Origin of the sequence: Klebsiella sp. CN_Kp100 (genome assembly GCF_040065315.1) — a bacterium.
GTDB lineage: Bacteria > Pseudomonadota > Gammaproteobacteria > Enterobacterales > Enterobacteriaceae > Klebsiella > Klebsiella oxytoca.
The window spans coordinates 48,231-62,571 of record NZ_JBEAIJ010000036.1; the positions used below are offsets into that span (position 1 = coordinate 48,231).

General features: G+C 57.7%; 20 protein-coding genes. 18 read left to right on the forward strand and 2 right to left on the reverse strand.

The window, feature by feature from the left end:
* Positions 1 to 387: 387 nt before the first annotated feature.
* From ABLV12_RS13265 to ABLV12_RS13340, 16 genes are all read left to right on the forward strand, one after another.
* Complete coding sequence (locus ABLV12_RS13265; RefSeq protein WP_004097870.1) at positions 388 to 723, forward strand: zinc ribbon domain-containing protein YjdM; 336 nt, start codon at positions 388 to 390, stop codon at positions 721 to 723.
* Positions 724 to 893: 170 nt separating this feature from the next.
* Positions 894 to 1,328: a VOC family metalloprotein YjdN gene (gene yjdN, locus ABLV12_RS13270; protein WP_064396609.1), complete on the forward strand. Its 435-nt coding sequence runs from the start codon at positions 894 to 896 to the stop codon at positions 1,326 to 1,328.
* 294 nt (positions 1,329 to 1,622) lie between these two features.
* A complete protein-coding gene (gene phnF / locus ABLV12_RS13275; RefSeq protein WP_004117305.1) occupies positions 1,623 to 2,348 on the forward strand; it encodes a phosphonate metabolism transcriptional regulator PhnF in 726 nt (241 codons plus the stop codon).
* Positions 2,349 to 2,801 (forward strand): phosphonate C-P lyase system protein PhnG, encoded by a 453-nt coding sequence (phnG, locus tag ABLV12_RS13280; RefSeq protein ID WP_004109395.1) that lies wholly within the window; start codon positions 2,349 to 2,351, stop codon positions 2,799 to 2,801.
* The gene (gene phnH / locus ABLV12_RS13285) at positions 2,798 to 3,382 is read left to right on the forward strand and encodes a phosphonate C-P lyase system protein PhnH (protein ID WP_004109396.1); all 585 of its coding nucleotides are present in this window, start codon (positions 2,798 to 2,800) and stop codon (positions 3,380 to 3,382) included. The genes phnG and phnH overlap by 4 nt, the downstream gene beginning before the upstream one ends.
* Entirely contained in the window at positions 3,382 to 4,446 is a 1,065-nt protein-coding gene (locus tag ABLV12_RS13290) for a carbon-phosphorus lyase complex subunit PhnI (protein WP_004109397.1), read from the forward strand. Before phnH ends, ABLV12_RS13290 begins: the two co-directional genes overlap by 1 nt.
* Positions 4,439 to 5,287, forward strand: a complete 849-nt coding sequence (locus ABLV12_RS13295; RefSeq protein ID WP_348867097.1) for an alpha-D-ribose 1-methylphosphonate 5-phosphate C-P-lyase PhnJ — start codon at positions 4,439 to 4,441, stop codon at positions 5,285 to 5,287. Before ABLV12_RS13290 ends, ABLV12_RS13295 begins: the two co-directional genes overlap by 8 nt.
* Positions 5,284 to 6,042 (forward strand): phosphonate C-P lyase system protein PhnK, encoded by a 759-nt coding sequence (gene phnK, locus ABLV12_RS13300; RefSeq protein ID WP_126488195.1) that lies wholly within the window; start codon positions 5,284 to 5,286, stop codon positions 6,040 to 6,042. The genes ABLV12_RS13295 and phnK overlap by 4 nt, the downstream gene beginning before the upstream one ends.
* A 195-nt stretch (positions 6,043 to 6,237) precedes the next feature.
* The gene (gene phnL, locus ABLV12_RS13305; protein ID WP_004109400.1) at positions 6,238 to 6,924 is read left to right on the forward strand and encodes a phosphonate C-P lyase system protein PhnL; all 687 of its coding nucleotides are present in this window, start codon (positions 6,238 to 6,240) and stop codon (positions 6,922 to 6,924) included.
* Entirely contained in the window at positions 6,921 to 8,057 is a 1,137-nt protein-coding gene (gene phnM, locus ABLV12_RS13310; protein WP_016808416.1) for an alpha-D-ribose 1-methylphosphonate 5-triphosphate diphosphatase, read from the forward strand. Before phnL ends, phnM begins: the two co-directional genes overlap by 4 nt.
* Complete coding sequence (gene phnN / locus ABLV12_RS13315) at positions 8,057 to 8,620, forward strand: ribose 1,5-bisphosphokinase (RefSeq protein WP_004117297.1); 564 nt, start codon at positions 8,057 to 8,059, stop codon at positions 8,618 to 8,620. The genes phnM and phnN overlap by 1 nt, the downstream gene beginning before the upstream one ends.
* A gap of 16 nt (positions 8,621 to 8,636) precedes the next feature.
* Positions 8,637 to 9,395 (forward strand): phosphonate metabolism protein PhnP, encoded by a 759-nt coding sequence (gene phnP / locus ABLV12_RS13320; protein WP_016808417.1) that lies wholly within the window; start codon positions 8,637 to 8,639, stop codon positions 9,393 to 9,395.
* A gap of 70 nt (positions 9,396 to 9,465) precedes the next feature.
* Entirely contained in the window at positions 9,466 to 9,933 is a 468-nt protein-coding gene (locus tag ABLV12_RS13325) for a hypothetical protein (protein ID WP_049128476.1), read from the forward strand.
* 257 nt (positions 9,934 to 10,190) lie between these two features.
* Complete coding sequence (locus ABLV12_RS13330) at positions 10,191 to 10,415, forward strand: hypothetical protein (protein WP_004117295.1); 225 nt, start codon at positions 10,191 to 10,193, stop codon at positions 10,413 to 10,415.
* The gene (locus tag ABLV12_RS13335; protein WP_024273604.1) at positions 10,415 to 10,741 is read left to right on the forward strand and encodes a phosphotyrosine protein phosphatase; all 327 of its coding nucleotides are present in this window, start codon (positions 10,415 to 10,417) and stop codon (positions 10,739 to 10,741) included. Before ABLV12_RS13330 ends, ABLV12_RS13335 begins: the two co-directional genes overlap by 1 nt.
* Positions 10,742 to 10,833: 92 nt before the next feature.
* Positions 10,834 to 11,241, forward strand: coding sequence for a hypothetical protein (locus ABLV12_RS13340; RefSeq protein WP_320076910.1), 408 nt, complete (start codon positions 10,834 to 10,836; stop codon positions 11,239 to 11,241).
* Here ABLV12_RS13340 and yjdP read toward each other — a convergent pair.
* Entirely contained in the window at positions 11,235 to 11,567 is a 333-nt protein-coding gene (gene yjdP, locus ABLV12_RS13345; RefSeq protein ID WP_004109408.1) for a DDRRRQL repeat protein YjdP, read from the reverse strand. The genes ABLV12_RS13340 and yjdP overlap by 7 nt on opposite strands.
* Positions 11,568 to 11,636: 69 nt before the next feature.
* Positions 11,637 to 12,086: a bifunctional allose-6-phosphate isomerase/ribose-5-phosphate isomerase RpiB gene (rpiB, locus tag ABLV12_RS13350; RefSeq protein WP_004117284.1), complete on the reverse strand. Its 450-nt coding sequence runs from the start codon at positions 12,084 to 12,086 to the stop codon at positions 11,637 to 11,639.
* A 365-nt stretch (positions 12,087 to 12,451) separates the two neighbouring features.
* Here rpiB and alsR point away from each other — a divergent pair, with 365 nt between their 5' ends.
* Both alsR and alsB read left to right on the forward strand, forming a co-directional pair.
* Entirely contained in the window at positions 12,452 to 13,339 is an 888-nt protein-coding gene (gene alsR / locus ABLV12_RS13355; protein WP_004137474.1) for a D-allose utilization transcriptional regulator AlsR, read from the forward strand.
* A gap of 63 nt (positions 13,340 to 13,402) precedes the next feature.
* Positions 13,403 to 14,338, forward strand: coding sequence for a D-allose transporter substrate-binding protein (gene alsB, locus ABLV12_RS13360; protein ID WP_004109411.1), 936 nt, complete (start codon positions 13,403 to 13,405; stop codon positions 14,336 to 14,338).
* The last annotated feature ends 3 nt before the right edge of the window (positions 14,339 to 14,341 follow it).

The following is a 14,341-nucleotide window of genomic DNA, read 5'->3' on the forward strand; positions in this document are numbered from 1 at the left end:
AACCTGTTGACGCCTGCTCTGGCCATAATGAATATGCGGGGCCGCTAATAAGTGTAGTGAATTTGCGTTCTCGCCTTTTTACCCTAACAGCGTTTAAATTTGGGATCAACTTCACAAAAATTTACCTACCCTTAAACAGAGTCGGCGAAAACCAATAAGTTCAATGAATATTGGAACTTAGCGATACATTTCCGGAAATATCTGGCGGTTTTTATGGAAATAACCCCGTCGCTCTTCACGGGGTATATTCATTTTCTTCCCGGCAGTAACCCATAAAAAAGGCCCGACAAAAGTGCGGGATTGCGCTATAATCACTTACACTTTCGGCTATCAGCCGCCATTTAATGGACCAACGTCCTGTTTTACCCAGTAATCGCGAGGAACGTCATGCAACTGCCACACTGCCCAAAATGCCATTCTGAATACACTTATGAAGATGGCGGCATGTTTATCTGCCCGGAATGCGCCCATGAATGGAACAATGCCGAGCCTGCGGATGATAACGACGCGCTGGTGGTCAAAGATGCCAACGGTAATTTACTCGCCGACGGCGACAGCGTCACCGTAGTAAAAGATCTAAAGGTTAAAGGCAGTTCTTCAATGCTAAAAATCGGTACTAAAGTGAAGAATATCCGCCTGGTTGAAGGCGATCATAATATTGACTGTAAAATTGATGGTTTTGGCCCGATGAAGCTAAAATCCGAATTTGTTAAAAAGAACTGATTTTATTCCCCCGGCGCCTGTCGTCGGGGGGAAATATATTTTCCCGTGCCGTTTTGCGAATTGTCCGATCGTCTTCCGCCTCTTCTTGCATCTTCCTTCGCTGCCGCCTGGCTTAATTTTGCAATCCCCTTCTACGCTTAATGGAATATTCGTTACCTGAGGTGATGCTTATGCCCCTGAGTCCCTATATCGCTTTTAGCGGCAACTGCGCGGCCGCCATCGCGTTCTACCAGCAGGCGCTGGGCGCTGAACTTCTCCATAAAATCACCTGGGGCGAAATGCCGCGGGATATTCATGACGCAGAGGATGGCTGCCCCTCCGGCCAGCATCTGGCCGCCGACGGCATCGCCCACGCCACTCTGCGCATCGCCGACAGCATCCTGATGCTCAGCGACAGCCCCTCCAGTAAAATGGAGCGCTACGCCGGGTTTACTATTGTGCTTGATCCGCAAGATGTTATCGAGGGTAAACGCTGGTTCGACGGCCTCGCCGACGACGGGCAGATAGAGATGGTCTGGCAGGAGACATTCTGGGCGCACGGCTTCGGTAAAGTTATCGACCGCTTTGGCGTCCCGTGGATGGTCAACGTGGTGAAAGAACCTTAACGCTGACCTTTTCCCCTCACCCTCTCCCCGAAAGGGAAAGAGAACCCGGCGGTGCAGTTTGTTACCCCTGCGCCGCTCTGCAGCCCCACGCACAGCTGACTCCGCCCCCGGTTTCCCCCCTTCCCTTCAGGAGAGGGCATCTGTGCGTTCATCCCCCGCTTACCTGTCATCCCTTCGGCGTTAACTCTTCATCCCCCGGTCATCAGGAGTTAACCGAAACGTAACAAAAAACCGTCAGGATTGGCTCACGCTCAGAGGAAAACTCCTTCTTGTCCTTAGTGAGGCTCGATTGCCATGTACTTATCCAGACATCCGACCAGTTACCCCACGCGATATCAGGAAATTGCCGCCAAACTGGAGCAAGAGCTTTGCCATCATTACCGCTGCGGCGACTATCTGCCCGCCGAGCAGCAGCTGGCGTCCCGCTTTGAGGTTAACCGCCATACCCTGCGCCGGGCCATCGATCAGCTTGTCGAGCGCGGCTGGGTCCAGCGCCGTCAGGGCGTCGGCGTGCTGGTACTGATGCGCCCGATAGATTACCCGCTCAACGCCCAGGCGCGCTTTAGCCAGAATCTTCTCGAACAGGGCAGCCACCCGACCAGCGAAAAGCTGCTGTCGGTGCTGCGTCCGGCCAGTAGCCACGTTGCCGATGCGTTTGCCATCAGTGAAGGCGATAACGTCATTCACCTGCGCACCCTGCGCCGCGTTAACGGCGTCGCCCTGTGTCTGATAGACCACTACTTTGCCGACCTGCAGCTATGGCCGGTTCTGCAAACCTTTACCCACGGCTCGCTCCATGATCTGTTGCGCAATCGTCTTGATATCGAACTGACCCGCGTACGCACCAAAATCAGCGCCCGCCGCGCGCAGGCCAAAGAGAGCCGCATTCTCGGCATTCCCAATATGGCGCCGCTGCTGTGCGTGCGCACCCTGAATCATCGCCAGGGCGAGCAGAGCGCGACGGAGTACTCCGTCAGCCTGACCCGCGCCGACATGATTGAATTCACCATGGAGCACTGAATGCACTTTGATACCGCTACCCGCCAGCGCTGGATGTCCGTGCTGGCCCACAGTGACCCACAAGAACTGGCGGCGCGGATGCAAACGCTGCAGCTCGCGCCGCAGTATGAACTGATTCGCGCCCCGGAAACCGGGCTGGTCCAGCTGCAGGCGCGCATGGGCGGCATCGGCGATCGATTTTTCGCCGGAGACGCCACCTTAACCCGCGCCGCTATCCGCCTGGCCGACGGCACGCTCGGCTATAGCTGGATTTTAGGCCGCGATCGTCCGCACGCTGAACGTTGCGCGGCCATCGATGCCCTGATGCAGTCGCCACACCATTTTCACACCCTGATGGAAACCCTGATAACCCCGCTGGAAGAACAACGTAGCGCGCGCATTGAAGCCCGACGCGCCGAAGTCAACGCCAGCCGGGTCGACTTCTTTACTCTGGTTCGCGGAGATAACGCATGACCTTACAACCCGCTTTTACCCTGGCTGTGCAGGATGCCCAGCACAGTTTCCGCCGCCTGCTGAAAGCGATGAGCGAGCCGGGCGTGATTGTCTCCCTGCAGCAGCTTCAGCACGGCTGGCAGCCGCTGAACGTCGCCACCACCAGCCTGCTGCTGACGCTGGTGGATCACGAGACGCCGGTCTGGCTCGCTCCGACGCTGCATAACGATCTGGTCGGCCAGAATTTACGCTTTCATACCGGCGCGCCGCTGGTTGAGCAGCCGCAGCAGGCAACCTTCGCCGTCGCCAGTGACAGCATCAGCGCCGAACAGCTCAACGTGCTCTCCGCCGGTACCGTCGTCGCCCCGGAGACCGGCGTTACGCTGATTGTTCAGCTCGCCAGCCTCAGCGGCGGCCGGATGCTGCGCCTGACCGGCGCCGGGATCGCCGAGGAGCGGATGATCGCCCCGCAGCTGCCGGAATGCATTATTGCAGAGTTAACCGAGCGCCCGCATCCGTTCCCGCTGGGTATCGATCTGATTCTCACCTGCGGCGAACGCCTGCTGGCGATTCCGCGCACCACTCACGTCGAGGTCTGCTAATGTACGTAGCCGTCAAAGGCGGCGAGAAGGCGATCGTCGCCGCTCACGCCCTACAGGAACAGCAACGCCGAGGCGATGGACGGCTTCCTGAAATCAGCGTTGACCAGATTAGCCAACAGCTCAATCTGGCGGTGGATCGGGTGATGACCGAAGGTGGTATCGCCGACCGGGAGCTGGCGGCGCTGGCGCTGAAGCAGGCCAGCGGCGATAGCGTCGAAGCGATTTTTCTGCTGCGCGCTTACCGCACCACGCTGCAAAGACTGGCGGTCAGCGAGCCTGTCGACACCGCCGCTATGCGCCTTGAGCGCCGGATCTCGGCGGTCTATAAAGATATCCCCGGCGGCCAGATGCTCGGCCCGACCTACGATTACACCCACCGTCTGCTCGATTTTACCCTACTGGCCAACGGCGAAACGCCGCCGCTGGCGACCGATAGCGCGCCGCAGGAAGCCACGCCGCACGTTTTTAATCTGCTCGTCCAGCAGGGACTGGCGAAGGCGGAGCAGGATACTGACGCGCAGCCCGACGACATCACCCGCCATCCGCCGGTTTATCCCTGTTCGCGCTCGTCGCGCCTGCAGCAGCTGGTGCGCGGCGACGAGGGCTACCTGCTGGCGCTGGCCTACTCCACCCAGCGCGGCTACGGGCGCAACCATCCGTTTGCCGGGGAAATTCGCAGCGGCTACGTCGCGGTGGAGATCGTCCCGGAAGAGCTGGGCTTCACCGTCACTATTGGCGAACTGTTGATGACCGAATGCGAAATGGTCAACGGCTTTGTCGACCCTCAGGATGAACCGCCGCACTTCACCCGCGGCTACGGCCTGACGTTTGGCATGAGCGAGCGCAAAGCGATGGCGATGGCGCTGGTTGACCGCGCGCTCCAGGCGCCGGAGTACGGCGAAGAGGCGGCGGGTCCGGCCCAGGACGAAGAGTTTGTGCTGGCTCATGCCGATAACGTCGAGGCGGCCGGTTTCGTTTCGCACTTAAAACTTCCCCACTATGTCGATTTCCAGGCCGAACTGGCGCTACTTAAACGCCTGCAACGGGAGAATCAACGTGGCTAACGCACTGACCGGCTACAACTTTGCCTACCTCGACGAGCAAACCAAACGCATGATCCGCCGCGCCATCCTGAAAGCGGTGGCCATCCCCGGCTACCAGGTACCCTTCGGCGGTCGCGAGATGCCGATGCCCTACGGCTGGGGAACCGGCGGTATTCAGCTTACTGCCAGCATTATCGGCGAAAATGATGTGCTGAAGGTGATCGATCAGGGCGCCGACGACACCACCAACGCGGTATCGATTCGTCAGTTTTTCAAACGCGTAACCGGCGTCGCGACCACCGAACGTACCGAGGACGCCACGCTGATCCAGACCCGCCACCGGATCCCGGAAACGCCGCTAACCGAAGATCAGATCCTCATCTTCCAGGTGCCGATCCCGGAACCGCTGCGCTTTATCGAGCCGCGCGAAACCGAAACCCGCACCATGCATGCGCTGGAGGAGTACGGCGTAATGCAGGTGAAGCTGTACGAAGATATCGCCCGCTTCGGTCATATCGCCACCACCTACGCCTACCCGGTGAAGGTCAACGGCCGCTACGTCATGGACCCATCGCCGATTCCGAAATTTGATAATCCGAAGATGCATATGATGCCTGCGCTACAGCTGTTCGGCGCCGGGCGCGAAAAACGCATCTATGCGGTGCCGCCTTATACCCTGGTGGAGAGCCTCGATTTCGACGATCATCCGTTTACCGTTCAGGAGTGGGATGAACCCTGTGCTATCTGCGGCTCACGCCACAGCTATCTTGATGAAGTGGTGCTCGACGACAGCGGCAAGCGGATGTTTGTCTGCTCCGATACCGACTATTGCCGCCAACAGTGCGAGGAGCAGAAAAAATGAGCTATCCGTTACTGGCGGTGAATAACCTGACCCACCTCTATGCGCCGGGTAAAGGCTTCAGCGACGTATCGTTCGAGCTGTGGCCGGGAGAAGTGCTGGGTATCGTTGGCGAGTCCGGCTCTGGTAAAACCACCCTTCTAAAGGCTATTTCCGCCCGCCTGAGGCCGCAGCAGGGTGAAGTGCGGTACCAGAATCGTTCGCTGTACGCGATGAGCGAAGCGGATCGCCGCCGCCTGCTGCGCACCGAGTGGGGCGTGGTGCATCAGCATCCGATGGACGGGCTGCGTCGCCAGGTGTCGGCCGGCGGCAATATCGGCGAGCGCCTGATGGCGGTCGGCGCCCGTCACTACGGCCACATTCGCACCACCGCCGGGCAGTGGTTACAGGAGGTGGAGATCCCGCCTTCGCGCATTGACGACCTGCCCACCACCTTTTCCGGCGGCATGCAGCAGCGTCTGCAAATCGCCCGCAATCTGGTGACGCAGCCGAAGCTGGTGTTTATGGATGAACCTACCGGCGGGCTGGACGTGTCGGTGCAGGCGCGCCTGCTCGATCTGCTGCGCGGCCTGGTCGTGGAGCTCAATCTGGCGGTAGTCATTGTGACCCACGATCTCGGCGTTGCCCGCCTGCTGGCTAACCGTCTGCTGGTGATGAAACAGGGGCAGGTGGTGGAAAGCGGCTTAACCGACCGGGTGCTCGACGATCCCCATCATCCTTACACCCAGCTGCTGGTGTCGTCGGTATTGCAGAACTGAGCGTATGTCCACTCCCGGCGGCGCTGCGCTGACCGTGCTACGGGTGACGGACCGTCTGCGAGCCGGTAGCCCGGACAGGCGCAACGCGCCGTCTCCGGCGATCCCCGGTCGCGCTTCGTGAATCAATGCATCAGATAGCCCGGATAAGGCGTTCACGCCGCGATCCGGGGAAATTCAGGCACGATGAGGCTAAAAATGAACGCCATTCGCGTGGAAAACATCCATAAAACCTTTGTTCTGCACCAGCAGAACGGCGTGCGTCTGCCGGTACTCGCCGACGCCTCGCTGAGCGTAAACGTCGGCGAATGCGTGGTGCTGCACGGCCACTCCGGCAGCGGAAAATCGACCCTGCTGCGTTCGCTGTACGCCAACTATCTCCCCGATAGCGGCCACATCTATATCCGCCACGGCGATGAATGGGTGGATCTGGTCACCGCCACGCCGCGCCAAGTCCTGGAAGTGCGTAAAACCACCATCGGCTGGGTTAGCCAGTTTCTGCGAGTGATCCCGCGCATCTCCGCCCTCGACGTCGTCATGCAGCCGCTGCTCGAGCTGGGCATCCCGCGCGAAGAGAGCGCCGGTAAAGCCGCCCGCCTGCTGACGCGCCTGAACGTGCCCGAACGTCTGTGGCACCTCGCCCCCTCGACCTTTTCCGGCGGCGAACAGCAGCGGGTCAATATCGCCCGCGGCTTCGCGGTAGACTACCCGATCTTGCTTCTCGACGAACCCACCGCCTCGCTGGACGACAAAAACCGCGCCGCCGTGGTGGAACTGATCCAGGAAGCCAAAGCCCGCGGCGCGTCGATCGTCGGCATTTTCCACGACGAGGCCACGCGTAAACAGGTCGCCGACCGCCTGCACCCCATGGGGATTTCAGCATGATTATCAACAACGTAAAGCTGGTCCTCGAAGACGAGGTGGTTAACGGTTCGCTGGAGGTGCGGGACGGCAGAATTTCAGCCTTTGCCGAAAGCCAGAGCCGGCTGGCGGAGGCCATTGACGGCGACGGCGGCTGGCTGCTGCCGGGGCTTATCGAGCTCCATACCGACAACCTGGACAAGTTTTTCACCCCGCGACCGAAGGTGGACTGGCCCGCCCACTCGGCGATGAGCAGCCACGACGCGCTGATGGTCGCCAGCGGCATCACCACCGTGCTGGATGCCGTGGCTATTGGCGATGTCCGCGACGGCGGCGATCGTCTGGAGAACCTGGAAAAGATGATCAATGCCGTGGAGGAGACGCAAAAGCGGGGCCTCAACCGCGCCGAACACCGGCTGCATCTGCGCTGCGAACTGCCGCATCACACCACTCTGCCGCTGTTCGAGAAGCTGGTTGGCCGCGAACCGGTGAGCATGGTCTCCCTGATGGATCACTCCCCTGGCCAGCGCCAGTACGCCGACCGCAGCAAATACCGCGACTACTACCAGGGCAAATACCATCTGACCAACGAACAGATGGACGCCTTCGAAGAGGAGCAGATGGCGCTGGCGGCTGCCTGGTCACAGCCCAACCGGCAGCGCATCGCCGCGATCTGCCGCGAGCGGAATATCGCGCTGGCCAGCCACGATGACGCTACCTGCGAACATGTGCTCGAGTCACGCCAGCTTGGCAGCGTTATCGCCGAATTTCCCACCACTATCGCCGCAGCGCAGGCCTCGCGCCAGCATGGGATGAGCGTCCTGATGGGCGCACCGAATATCGTGCGCGGCGGCTCGCACTCCGGGAACGTCGCCGCTCATCATCTGGCGGCCAGCGGACTGCTGGATATTCTCTCCTCCGACTATTATCCCGCCAGCCTGCTGGATGCCGCTTTCCGCATCGCTGACGACGAGGGCAACGCTTTTACCCTCGCGCAGGCTATTCGTCTGGTAAGTCAAAACCCGGCGCAGGCGCTGGGGCTGCACGACCGCGGGGCGATTGCCGAAGGTAAGCGGGCGGACCTGGTGCTGGCGCGCCGTCACGGCGAGCATATCCATATCGATCACGTCTGGCGGCAAGGTAAGAGGGTCTTCTGATGGCAGGAAAACTGATTTGGCTGGTCGGTGCCTCCGGCTCCGGTAAAGACAGCCTGCTGGCAGCGCTGCGCCAGCGTGAGCATCCGCAGCTGCTGGTAGCGCACCGCTACATTACTCGTTCGCCCAATGCGGGCGGTGAAAACCATATCGCCCTCAGCGAGCGAGAGTTTTTTACCCGCGCCGAGCAGCATCTGTTTGCCCTCAGCTGGCATGCAAACCACCATTACTACGGTATTGGCATCGAGATTGACCTGTGGCTGCACGCCGGGTTCGACGTGGTCGCTAACGGTTCACGCGCGCACCTTGCGCAAGCGCAGGCGCGCTATGCTGACGCCCTCCTGCCTATCTGTTTGCAGGTTTCACCGGAGGTGCTCAGACAACGCCTGGCGCGGCGCGGGCGGGAGAACGAAACAGAGATCGCCCAGCGCATGGCGCGCGCGGCGCGCTATACGCCGAGCGCGTGTCTGACGCTAAATAACGATGGTCGCCTTAGCCAGTCGGTGGACGCTCTGGTTTCGCTGATTCGCATTCACGGCAACCGACGCGAACGGCAGCCAGCCTGACGCGCGAGGAGAAAGCATGAGCCTGAGTATCCGCTTAACCGGCACCGGCGGCGCGCAGCTGGTGCCGGTTTTTGGCTGCGATTGCCCCGCCTGTCGCCGCGCCCGCGCCGACGAAGCACATCGTCGTCGCCCCTGTAGCGCGATAGTTAAATTCAATAGCGCGGTGACGCTGCTCGATGCCGGGCTGCCGGATCTGATGACGCAGTGGCCCGCCGGCAGCTTTCAGCAGTTTCTGCTCACCCATTATCATATGGATCACGTACAGGGGCTGTTCCCCTTGCGCTGGGGCGTGGGCGAATCCATTGCGGTATACGGCCCCCCGGATGATCAGGGCTGCGATGACCTGTTTAAGCATCCGGGCCTGCTGGATTTCAGCCACACCGTCGAACCATTTGTGCGGTTTGAACTTCAGGGATTGCGCGTCACGCCGCTGCCGTTGAATCACTCAAGGCTCACGTTTGGCTATCTGCTGGAGTCGGCCCATAGCCGGGTCGCCTGGCTCTCCGATACCGCCGCGCTGCCGGAAAAAACGCTGAAGTTCCTGCTGAATAATCAGCCGCAGCTTATCATCATCGACTGTAGCCACGAACCGCGCCCGCAGCCGCCGCGCAACCACTGCGACCTGAACACCGTGCGGGCCATTAACCAGGTCATCGGCTGCCCGCGAGTGATCCTCACTCATATTAGCCACCGCTTCGACGCGTGGATGATGGAGCACTCTCTGCCGGCAGGGTTTGAAGCGGGATTTGACGGCATGGAGATTATGCTGCCTTAACCAAACTTCATCGTCCCTTCACTTAACCTCACTATCTTCCCTGCGGACTTAACCATCTGAAGGGATTCACATGACCACAACACGACGCACGCTTCGCCATGCCTGCTGGTATGCATTCATTGGCCCCTATATTGGCCTGCTGTGGGCCATCGTCACCATCGTCATACAGTCGCGCCGTTCGGTGGGTAGTTTCTTTGAATTTGTCTTTTCTGAACTGCCGTATTTTCTCATCGTCCCCTGGGCTGCTGGCGCCATCCCGGCGCTACTGACCGGGATCGCCGTCGCTTTTTTGCCCACGGGCATTCATGCGATTCATTACCGGCGTATCCTCGCCAGCGCGACCATTGGCCTGGCCATATGCGCGGCAATACCGCTAACCGGCGTGCTGCTTTTCTCCGATACCGATCTGACGACCTTTATTCTGCGTGGTCATGGGTTCCGGGTAATCGCAGGTTCTGGCCTGTTCTCCGGACTGATTATGGGATGGCTGATAGCCTATCTGCCGGGCAGGGAGCAGAGAAAAACGCCAAATGAATAAGTTCCTGCATCATATCGGCTGGTTTGCGGAGCTAGGGCCGATGATTCCCAGGCTTCCGCCGCGGATCGCGGCACATCGGTAACCCTTATCCAGACGGCCCGGCTCCTCCGACGACCGCACACCAGCAGCCCCTGCCCCGGTATTCAACACGCGTGAAAACGCTGGATAAAGGGCCCCTGGCAGCGTTAACATAGCGGCGCTTTCCTCTCCGTATTATCGCGGCTGCTGAACCCGATTAATCTGAGAGAGAAAAGACCATGGAAACAACCCGTAGCCGGGACTGGCGCATGGCGCAAAAGCAGCGCAATAAGTCTCGCGATGTTCACACCGCCCTCTTACGTTTTCGTCGCGAGAAAAACTGGAAGCATCTCTATTTGCGTTCAGAAAAATTGCTACGCGCCGCGCAGCTGGGAATGGAATATCCCCGTAAAACTCGTCGCCAGCTGGCGCATCAGGGAATGGAAGAGCTGTTATCGAATTGATCAACGTGCTGTTTGTTTGTAGCCGCAATCAATGGCGAAGCCCGACGGCGGAACAGGTGTTCCGCCGTTATCCTGGCATGAACGTGCGCTCTGCGGGCACGAGCCGGAACGCCAGAAAAACCCTTACTCCTGAACTGATTAACTGGGCGGATATTATCTGCGTGATGGAGCAGAAACATAAAAATCGACTGGTCGCTGAATATCGTCGCCTGGTCGAAAATAAACCGCTTTACGTGCTGGATATCCCCGACGACTACCGCTATATGGACCCCGAACTTGTCGCCCTGCTGAAAGAGCTGGTCCCCGCCCTGCCCGAACTGAGCTAATTTTCTATCACCGTTTTACCCTGACTTCATCCTCGCTTCACAGTAGTGAAATACCTTTCCCGACGGACAAAAAAACAGGGAAGGAAACGATCGTGACAGGACGAATGATTCATCATGCAGGCTGGTTCGTGGCCCTTGGGCCGTTAATACCGCTACCGCTCATTCTCTTTTTACCCAGGGTCATCTCAGTTGATGAGCTCCTCAATCATCTTCCGGAAGTATTATCCCTCACCTGGGGTATTGGCTTTTTACCCGCATTGTTAACCGGCATTTTCATGGCTATCCTGACGGGCCACGCTGATTGCGCCTGGTACTATCGAATGCTGGCAGGCGGGATTGCCGGGCCTCTGATAACGGCCATTTTCTGCGGCATCATCGGCGCCTTTATTCCGATGTTTTTCTATTTAATCCCGCTGTTGCTTATCTCGGCGCTGCCGTCCGGCATCGTTATGGGACTGCTGATTCCCTGGCTCCCGCCGCGGATCGCCCGGCATCAGTAATCATCATCCAGACGACGCCAGTCGTTTTCTAACTGTCGCCGATCGCTGTCCAGCTGGCGCTGACGCTCGTCAAGCTGGCGGCGGCGATCTTCAAGCTGTCGTCGTCTGTCTTCATACTGCCGCTGGCGATCGGCGCTTTGCTGACGGCTGCCCTGATAGCGCCCATCATCATAGTCATCGTCGTCGGAACGGCTATCGCCCGGGTGGTAAGCATCGTTAATAGCCTGCTGAATATTGCCGATAGCGTCGTCGATCACATCGGCGTGCGCCAGCTGGCCGGCGAGGGATAGGGTGCAAAAAAGCAAAGCGGTAGTATAACGTTTCATAAAGCCAGTCTCATCGGTGGGCTGGCTTTACGTTAATCAAGCGCTACCGCGGCGAGTAGCGGAGGAATCTCAAATCCGCTGCTGCTCAATCGCGCCGATCGCGTCTACCCGCCCCTGGTGGCGCCCGCCCTCGAATTCGGCATCCAGCCAGGCATCGACGATCATTTTTGCCAGTTCAAGGCCGATCACCCGCGCGCCAAAGGCCAGAATATTGGTGTTATTATGCTGCCGTGAAAGCTGCGCCGAGTAGGGCTCGCTGCACACCACCGCCCGAATACCGGGATGCTTATTGGCAGCGATAGAGATGCCGACGCCAGTGCCGCAGATCAGGATCCCGCCGTCGACCTCACCAGCGGCAACGGACTCAGCGACGGCGCTGGCATAGCGCGGATAATCGGTACGTTCCGTAGACCATGCGCCTTTATCCACGACGTCAATCCCGCGCTGGCGCAGATGCGCAACGATATCGTCTTTCAGGATAAAACCGACATGATCGCATCCAAATGCAATCCTTTTCATACTTAGCCTCGCCTGTTGTTAACTTTACAAGGATGGTTGGCGTTGTGATTTAAACGCCTAAAAATGCCCCTGGAAACGCTGAAAATAGCATCATCCGGCTCCTTTCTACACGCTGATATTTTACAAATCAAGTCGAAAACGTTATTTAACGCCATATGCACTTTTCAGAAAAAGAACCATATAAATCACACAATAGTATGATTTATAATGAATTTATTACATGTAAAAGTAAAAATGAATTTTAGCAAAACTTCACAATAAACATAACTTTATAAAAAAATAAATTTTGTGAAGTTGGCGGTATCTTTTTTGTTTTGCCTGTGGTGATATAGTGTCGTCTTCATTTTATGGACAAAGAGAAAGCGATGAGTCAGTCAGAATCCAGTTCGCTCCCTAACGGTATCGGCCTTGCCCCCTGGCTTCGCATGAAGCAGGAAGGCATGACCGAAAACGAGAGCCGTATCGTCGAATGGTTGCTTACCCCCGGCAATCTCAGCGATGCGCCGGCCATTAAAGACGTCGCGGAAGCGCTGTCGGTATCAGAAGCCATGATCGTTAAGGTTTCTAAGCTGCTCGGGTTTAGCGGTTTTCGTAACCTGCGCAGCGCGCTGGAGGCCTACTTTTCGCAATCTGAGCAGGTGCTACCGACCGAGCTCTCCTTTGATGAAGCGCCGCAGGATGTGGTGAACAAGGTGTTTAACATCACTCTGCGCACCATTATGGAAGGCCAGTCGATCGTTAACGTCGACGAGATTCACCGCGCGGCGCGCTTTTTCGCTCAGGCTAACCAGCGCGATCTTTACGGCGCGGGCGGCTCCAACGCCATCTGCGCCGACGTGCAGCATAAATTTTTACGTATCGGCGTGCGCTGCCAGGCCTACCCGGACGCGCATATCATGATGATGTCCGCCTCGTTGCTGAAAGAAGGCGATGTGGTGCTGGTGGTTTCACACTCCGGGCGCACCAGCGATATTAAATCCGCGGTGGAGCTGGCTAAAAAGAACGGGGCAAAAATTATTTGCATCACCCACAGCTATCATTCGCCGATTGCCAAATTAGCTGATTTTATTATTTGTTCGCCAGCACCAGAGACGCCTTTATTAGGCCGAAACGCCTCAGCGCGTATATTACAACTGACATTATTAGATGCATTCTTTGTTTCCGTTGCCCAGCTTAATATTGAACAAGCGAATTTAAACATGCAAAAAACCGGCGCAATTGTTAATTTCTTTTCTCCAGGCGCGCTGAAGTAAATAAAAAGCCGATCCCACATAAGTGGGATCAATAAAATTGTATCTTACACCGAGAGTATTGATATGAATAAATATCTGAAACTTTTCAGCGGCGCGGCTATGGGCGTAATGTTATCCACCAGCGCCTTTGCCGCCGCCGATTATGCCGTGGTCTTAAAAACCTTATCCAATCCATTCTGGGTGGATATGAAAAAGGGTATTGAAGACGAAGCCAAAACCCTGGGCGTGAGCGTCGATATTTTTGCCTCACCTTCTGAAGGGGATTTTCAGTCGCAGCTGCAGCTGTTTGAAGACCTGAGCAATAAAAACTACAAAGGTATCGCCTTTGCGCCCCTCTCATCGGTAAACCTGGTGATGCCGGTGGCTAAAGCCTGGAAAAAGGGCATCTATCTGGTCAACCTCGATGAAAAAATCGATATGGATAACCTGAAGAAAGCCGGCGGCAACGTAGAAGGTTTTGTCACCACCGATAACGTGGCGGTCGGGGCGAAAGGCGCAGAGTTTATCATCGACAAACTGGGTGCTGAAGGCGGCGAAGTCGCTATTATCGAAGGCAAAGCCGGTAACGCGTCCGGTGAGGCCCGCCGCAATGGCGCCACCGAAGCCTTCAAAAAAGCGAGTCAAATCAAGCTGGTTGCCAGTCAGCCTGCCGACTGGGACCGCATCAAGGCGCTGGACGTCGCCACCAACGTGCTGCAGCGTAACCCGAACGTTAAAGCGATCTACTGCGCCAACGACACCATGGCAATGGGCGTCGCCCAGGCCGTCGCGAATGCCGGCAAAACCGGTAAGGTACTGGTGGTCGGTACCGACGGCATTCCTGAAGCGCGCAAAATGGTCGAAGCCGGACAGATGACCGCCACAGTCGCCCAGAACCCGGCGGATATTGGCGCTACGGGTCTTAAGCTGATGGTCGATGCTGAGAAGAGCGGCAAAGTCATCCCTCTGGATAAAGCCCCGCAGTTTAAGCTGGTGGACTCCATTCTGGTGACGAAATAAGAC